A 4,550-nucleotide genomic window follows, 5' to 3' on the forward strand; every position below is an offset into this window, starting at 1 on the left:
TCTATGCCGAGCAGATCGGCATGTCGGTCGCCGATGTCGTGACCTTCGTCAGCGTCGGCATCTTCGGCGGCGCTCTCATCCAGTATCCGCTCGGCTATCTCTCCGACCGCCGGGACCGGCGCTCGGTGCTGCTGGCGACAACCTGCTGCGCCATGGTGGCGGCATTGGCACTGGTGTTCGTGGCCGGCGCCGACCCATTCCTCAACTTCGTCATCGTCTTCATCTTCGGCAGTTTCGCCATGCCGCTCTTTTCGCTGTCCGCGGCGCATGCCAACGACCGCGCCGACAAGGGCGAGTTCGTGCTGATCAACGCGGCGCTGATGCTGTTCTACTCCTTCGGCGCCATCGGCGGCCCGTTCGCGGCCTCGGCGGCGATGCAATATTTCGGACCGGGCGCCCTGTTTGTGTTCAGCGCCGTCGTCTATGCGGTGCTGATCCTCGTCATCCTCTACCGCATGCAGGTGCGCTCCGGCGTGCCGGCCGACAGACGCAGCCCTTTCACCGCGCTCTTGCGCACATCGACGGTGTTCGCGCGGCTGGCGCGGCGCAGCGGCGATTCCGATGGATCGAGCGAGCCATGACCTTGCGGCGGCTTGACGAAAGCGCCCGCGGCTGAAATTGAAAGGGACCTAATTTGTTCTTAAAAGCGATTTGATGCACGTCATCACCACCCAAGCTGAGCTCGAGAGCGCCATCGCCGCGTTCGAAAAGTCGGAATTCGTCACCGTCGATACCGAGTTCATCCGCGAGACGACATTTTGGCCGATCCTGTGCCTGATCCAGATGGCCTCGCCCGGCCTGACCGCGCTGATCGACCCGCTCGCGCCCGACATCGACCTGAAACCGTTCTTCCGGCTGATGGCCAACGAGGCCGTGGTCAAGGTCTTCCACGCCGCGCGCCAGGACATCGAAATCATCGTCCATCTCGGCGATCTCATGCCGCACCCGGTGTTCGACACCCAGGTGGCGGCGATGGTCTGCGGCTTCGGCGACAGCGTCTCCTACGACCAGCTGGTGCAGCGCATCACCGGTGCCCGGCTCGACAAATCCTCGCGTTTCACTGACTGGCGCCACCGGCCGCTCTCCGACAAGCAGCTCGACTACGCGCTCGCCGACGTGACCCATCTGATTGAGGTCTACAGGAAGCTCAGCGCCGAGCTCAAGCGCGAGAACCGCGCCCATTGGCTCAACGAGGAAATGGAGGTGCTGACCTCGCGCCAGACCTACGATCCGCACCCCGAGGATGCCTGGAAGCGTCTGAAGATGCGGCTGCGCAAGCCGCAGGAGCTGGCGATCGTGCAGGCGGTCGCCGCCTGGCGCGAACGCGAGGCGCGCGAGCGCGACGTGCCGCGCGGCCGGGTGCTGAAGGACGATGCCATCTATGAGATCGCGCAGCAGGCGCCGCGCGATTCCACCGCGCTCGGCCGGCTGCGCACCACGCCGAAAGGTTGGGAGCGCTCGGCGACCGCAACGGCGCTGCTGGGCGCCGTCACCACCGCGCTTGCCCTGCCCAGGGAGGCGATGCCGAAGCTGCCGAAGACGTTCCAGCCGCCCGAAGGTTCGAGTGCCGCGGCGGAGCTGCTCAAGGTGCTCTTGCGCATGATCGCCGAAAAGGAAGGCGTCGCCTCGAAGGTGCTCGCCTCCAGCGACGATATCGACCGCATCGCGGCCGAGGGCGAGGATGCCGATGTGCCGGCTCTTCAGGGCTGGCGGCGGGCGGTGTTCGGCGAACAGGCGCTGAAGCTGGTGCGCGGCGAGATCGGCATTAAGTTCGACAAGCGCAAGATTGCGCTGTTCGACCTGTAGCATCTTCCCTTCTCCCCAAGATGGATCGCCGCGCAGCGCCGAGACGGATGGCTGGAAGAAATGCGATGTAGCAAAATCGAGCGATTTTAAGCACTTGCGTCGCCAGCGCCTCACTCCGTCCGACACCCTCATCCGACCGAGCCTTGCTCGGTCACCTTCTCCCACAAGGGGAGAAAGTGAGCCAAGGTCGATTCAGCCCGCCCCAAGAAGGTGCAACGCGAACAACACCCAGGCCAGCAGTAGAACCACCGCGCCGAAGAAGAAGACGGAGCTGCGGTGGCGCAGGTTGTTGCTGCTGAGATGCACCCAGGCGTGGGCATAGCGCGACAGGATGAATATCCACGCCAGCGTAAGCGTCAAATAGTTGACGCCGTTGGTCACGAACAGCGCCAGGCACAGCGCGTGAAACAGCACCGGCAATTCGAACTGATTGATCAGATTGTTGGCGACGGTGACGCAGGAGGCCGGCTCGGTGGTGCGGACCTTGTACTGGCCGACCTTTGCCTCGCCTGACTTGACGGCAAAGTACCGGCGCCGGGCCATCACGAGATAGACAATATAGACCAGCAGAACATGCGCCAGCATCGGCCAGAAGATCGCGGTCTGGCTCACGGCCGCTCGCCGCCCTGCCCGGCCTGCCGCTGATCCGCCAGGTAGAAGACCGCAATGACTCCCACCGGGATCCCCAGCAGCGCGAATTTGGTGACGGTCAGGGCCGAAGCGAAGGCGAGCGAATCGGGATTGGCCGACTGGAAATCGGACAGCAGCCGCGCCACGGCGAGATTCTGCGCGTAGTCGGCCAGCGTATAGGGCAGCACGAGCACGAGGGCCAACAGCGACTGGGCGGGGGCGGCCATCGTCCGGAATTTGGCCAGCCGGCGCCCGGTGACCAGGAGGAGGCTGAGCAGGGTCAGCGACAGGAGCGCCGGGAACAGGAGGTCGAAGGTCAGATAGTGCCAAACGAGGATGATCTCGCCGCCGCGCCGGCCAAGCGCGGTGAGCCAGGCCATGCCTTCATCCGGGGTGAAGCCGGCAAGGCGCATGTCGAGCGACGGCAGTCCGCCGCTCAAGCGGCGGAAATAGAAGAATTCCAGCAGGGTCATGGCGACAAAGACCGCCAGCGTGACGAACGAGAGCGCTGCGGTGTGGCGCGACAGCCGAAGCGCTGTCGCCGTCAGGTTGCGCCAAAGCCTGTAACGATCCCGTTGATCAGGCTCGGCGGCCTGATCAAATTCCGCCCGGATAGTTCGGGCTTTCGCGGGTGATCGTGACGTCATGGGCGTGGCTTTCACGAAGTCCGGCGTTGGATATGCGCACAAAGGTGGCGCGTTCGCGGAAATCGGCAAGATCGCGGCCACCGACATAACCCATAGCGGCTTTCAGGCCGCCTGCAAGCTGGTGCAGCACGCCAGCCACAGGTCCTTTGTAGGGAACCTGCCCTTCGATGCCTTCCGGGACCAGTTTCAGCGTGTCGCGGACCTCGGCCTGGAAGTAGCGATCGGCCGAGCCGCGCGCCATGGCGCCGACCGAGCCCATGCCGCGATAGGCCTTAAACGAGCGGCCCTGGTGCAGATAGACCTCGCCCGGGCTCTCGTCGGTGCCGGCCAGCAGCGAGCCGATCATGGCGGCGCCGGCGCCGGCGGCGAGCGCCTTGGCGAGATCGCCCGAATATTTGATGCCGCCGTCGGCAATCACCGTCACGCCCTTTTTGTGCGCCGTCTCGACCGCCGACATGATCGCCGAAAGCTGCGGCACGCCGACGCCGGCGACGATTCGCGTGGTGCAGATCGAGCCTGGACCGATGCCGACCTTGACGGCGTCGGCGCCGGCGTCGATCAGCGCCTGCGTGCCTTCCGCAGTGGCTACGTTGCCGGCCAGGATGCGCACCGAATTCGAAAGCTTCTTCGCCCGGGTCACCGCGTCCAGCACGCGCTGCGAGTGGCCGTGCGCGGTGTCGATGACCAGAAGATCGACGCCGGCATCGATGAGGCGTTCGGCACGCTCGAAGCCGTCATCGCCGACGCTGGTGGCGGCGGCGGCGCGTAGCCGTCCCTGCGCATCCTTGGTGGCGTGCGGGTTGAGCTGCGACTTCTCGATGTCCTTGACGGTGATCAGGCCGACGCAATTGCCCTTCCTGTCGACGACGACCAGCTTCTCGATGCGGTGCTTGTGCAAGAGCCGCTTGGCCTCGTCCTGGTCGACATTCTCCTTCACCGTGATCAGGTTCTCGCGGGTCATCAACTCATAGACCTTCTGCGAGGGATCGGAAGCGAAACGCACGTCTCGGTTGGTCAGGATGCCGACCAGCCGGCCGACCGTATGGCCGCCGGTGCCGCCGTTCTCGACCACCGGAATGCCCGAAATCGAGTAGGTGCGCATCAGCGCCAGCGCGTCGGCGAGCGTGGCGTCCGGACCGATGGTGACGGGATTCACCACCATGCCGGATTCGAACTTCTTCACCTGGCGGACCTGCTCTGCCTGCTCGGCCGGCGAGAAATTGCGGTGGATGACGCCGATGCCGCCGGCCTGGGCCATGGCGATAGCGAGCCGGGCCTCGGTGACGGTGTCCATGGCGGCCGACAGGATCGGCACGTTGAGGTCGATGTCGCCGGCGATGCGGGTGCGGATGTCGGTCTCGCCGGGCATGACCTCGGAATGACCGGGCTGCAGCAGCACGTCGTCAAAGGTCAGCGCCAGCGCGCCGGTGGACGTTTCGATGATTTTTGCCATGGCCAGTCCTTCGA

General features: G+C 65.0%; 5 protein-coding genes. 2 read left to right on the forward strand and 3 right to left on the reverse strand.

Annotation, left to right across the window (positions count from 1 at the left end; all coding sequences use genetic code 11):
- Together EN781_RS26730 and rnd are read left to right on the forward strand one after the other, a co-directional pair.
- Positions 1-581 (forward strand): MFS transporter (locus tag EN781_RS26730; protein ID WP_127400491.1); only part of this gene is annotated, 581 nt, incomplete at its 5' end.
- Between the two features lie 73 nt (positions 582-654).
- The gene (gene rnd, locus EN781_RS26735) at positions 655-1,806 is read left to right on the forward strand and encodes a ribonuclease D (RefSeq protein WP_126054983.1); all 1,152 of its coding nucleotides are present in this window, start codon (positions 655-657) and stop codon (positions 1,804-1,806) included.
- A gap of 192 nt (positions 1,807-1,998) precedes the next feature.
- Here the strand turns inward: rnd and EN781_RS26740 are convergent, their stop codons facing one another.
- From EN781_RS26740 to guaB, 3 genes are read right to left on the reverse strand one after another with little or no spacing between them, the layout of a single operon-like run.
- Positions 1,999-2,418, reverse strand: a complete 420-nt coding sequence (locus EN781_RS26740) for an MAPEG family protein (RefSeq protein ID WP_126054984.1) — start codon at positions 2,416-2,418, stop codon at positions 1,999-2,001.
- Positions 2,415-3,083 carry a hypothetical protein gene (locus tag EN781_RS26745; protein WP_126054985.1) on the reverse strand — a complete coding sequence of 223 codons (669 nt, stop codon included), beginning with the start codon at positions 3,081-3,083 and terminating at the stop codon, positions 2,415-2,417. Before EN781_RS26745 ends, EN781_RS26740 begins: the two co-directional genes overlap by 4 nt.
- Entirely contained in the window at positions 3,034-4,536 is a 1,503-nt protein-coding gene (guaB, locus tag EN781_RS26750; protein ID WP_126054986.1) for an IMP dehydrogenase, read from the reverse strand. The genes EN781_RS26745 and guaB overlap by 50 nt, the downstream gene beginning before the upstream one ends.
- Between the last annotated feature and the right edge of the window lie 14 nt (positions 4,537-4,550).

It is taken from the genome of Mesorhizobium sp. M4A.F.Ca.ET.090.04.2.1 (genome assembly GCF_003999085.1).
GTDB lineage: Bacteria > Pseudomonadota > Alphaproteobacteria > Rhizobiales > Rhizobiaceae > Mesorhizobium.

Excerpts from the sequence above, each read along its gene's own strand:
- EN781_RS26745 (WP_126054985.1), bottom strand. The coding sequence starts at position 3,083 with ATGACGTCACGATCACCCGCGAAAGCCCGAACTATCCGGGCGGAATTT.
- guaB (WP_126054986.1), bottom strand. The coding sequence starts at position 4,536 with ATGGCAAAAATCATCGAAACGTCCACCGGCGCGCTGGCGCTGACCTTT.
- rnd (WP_126054983.1), top strand. The coding sequence starts at position 655 with ATGCACGTCATCACCACCCAAGCTGAGCTCGAGAGCGCCATCGCCGCG.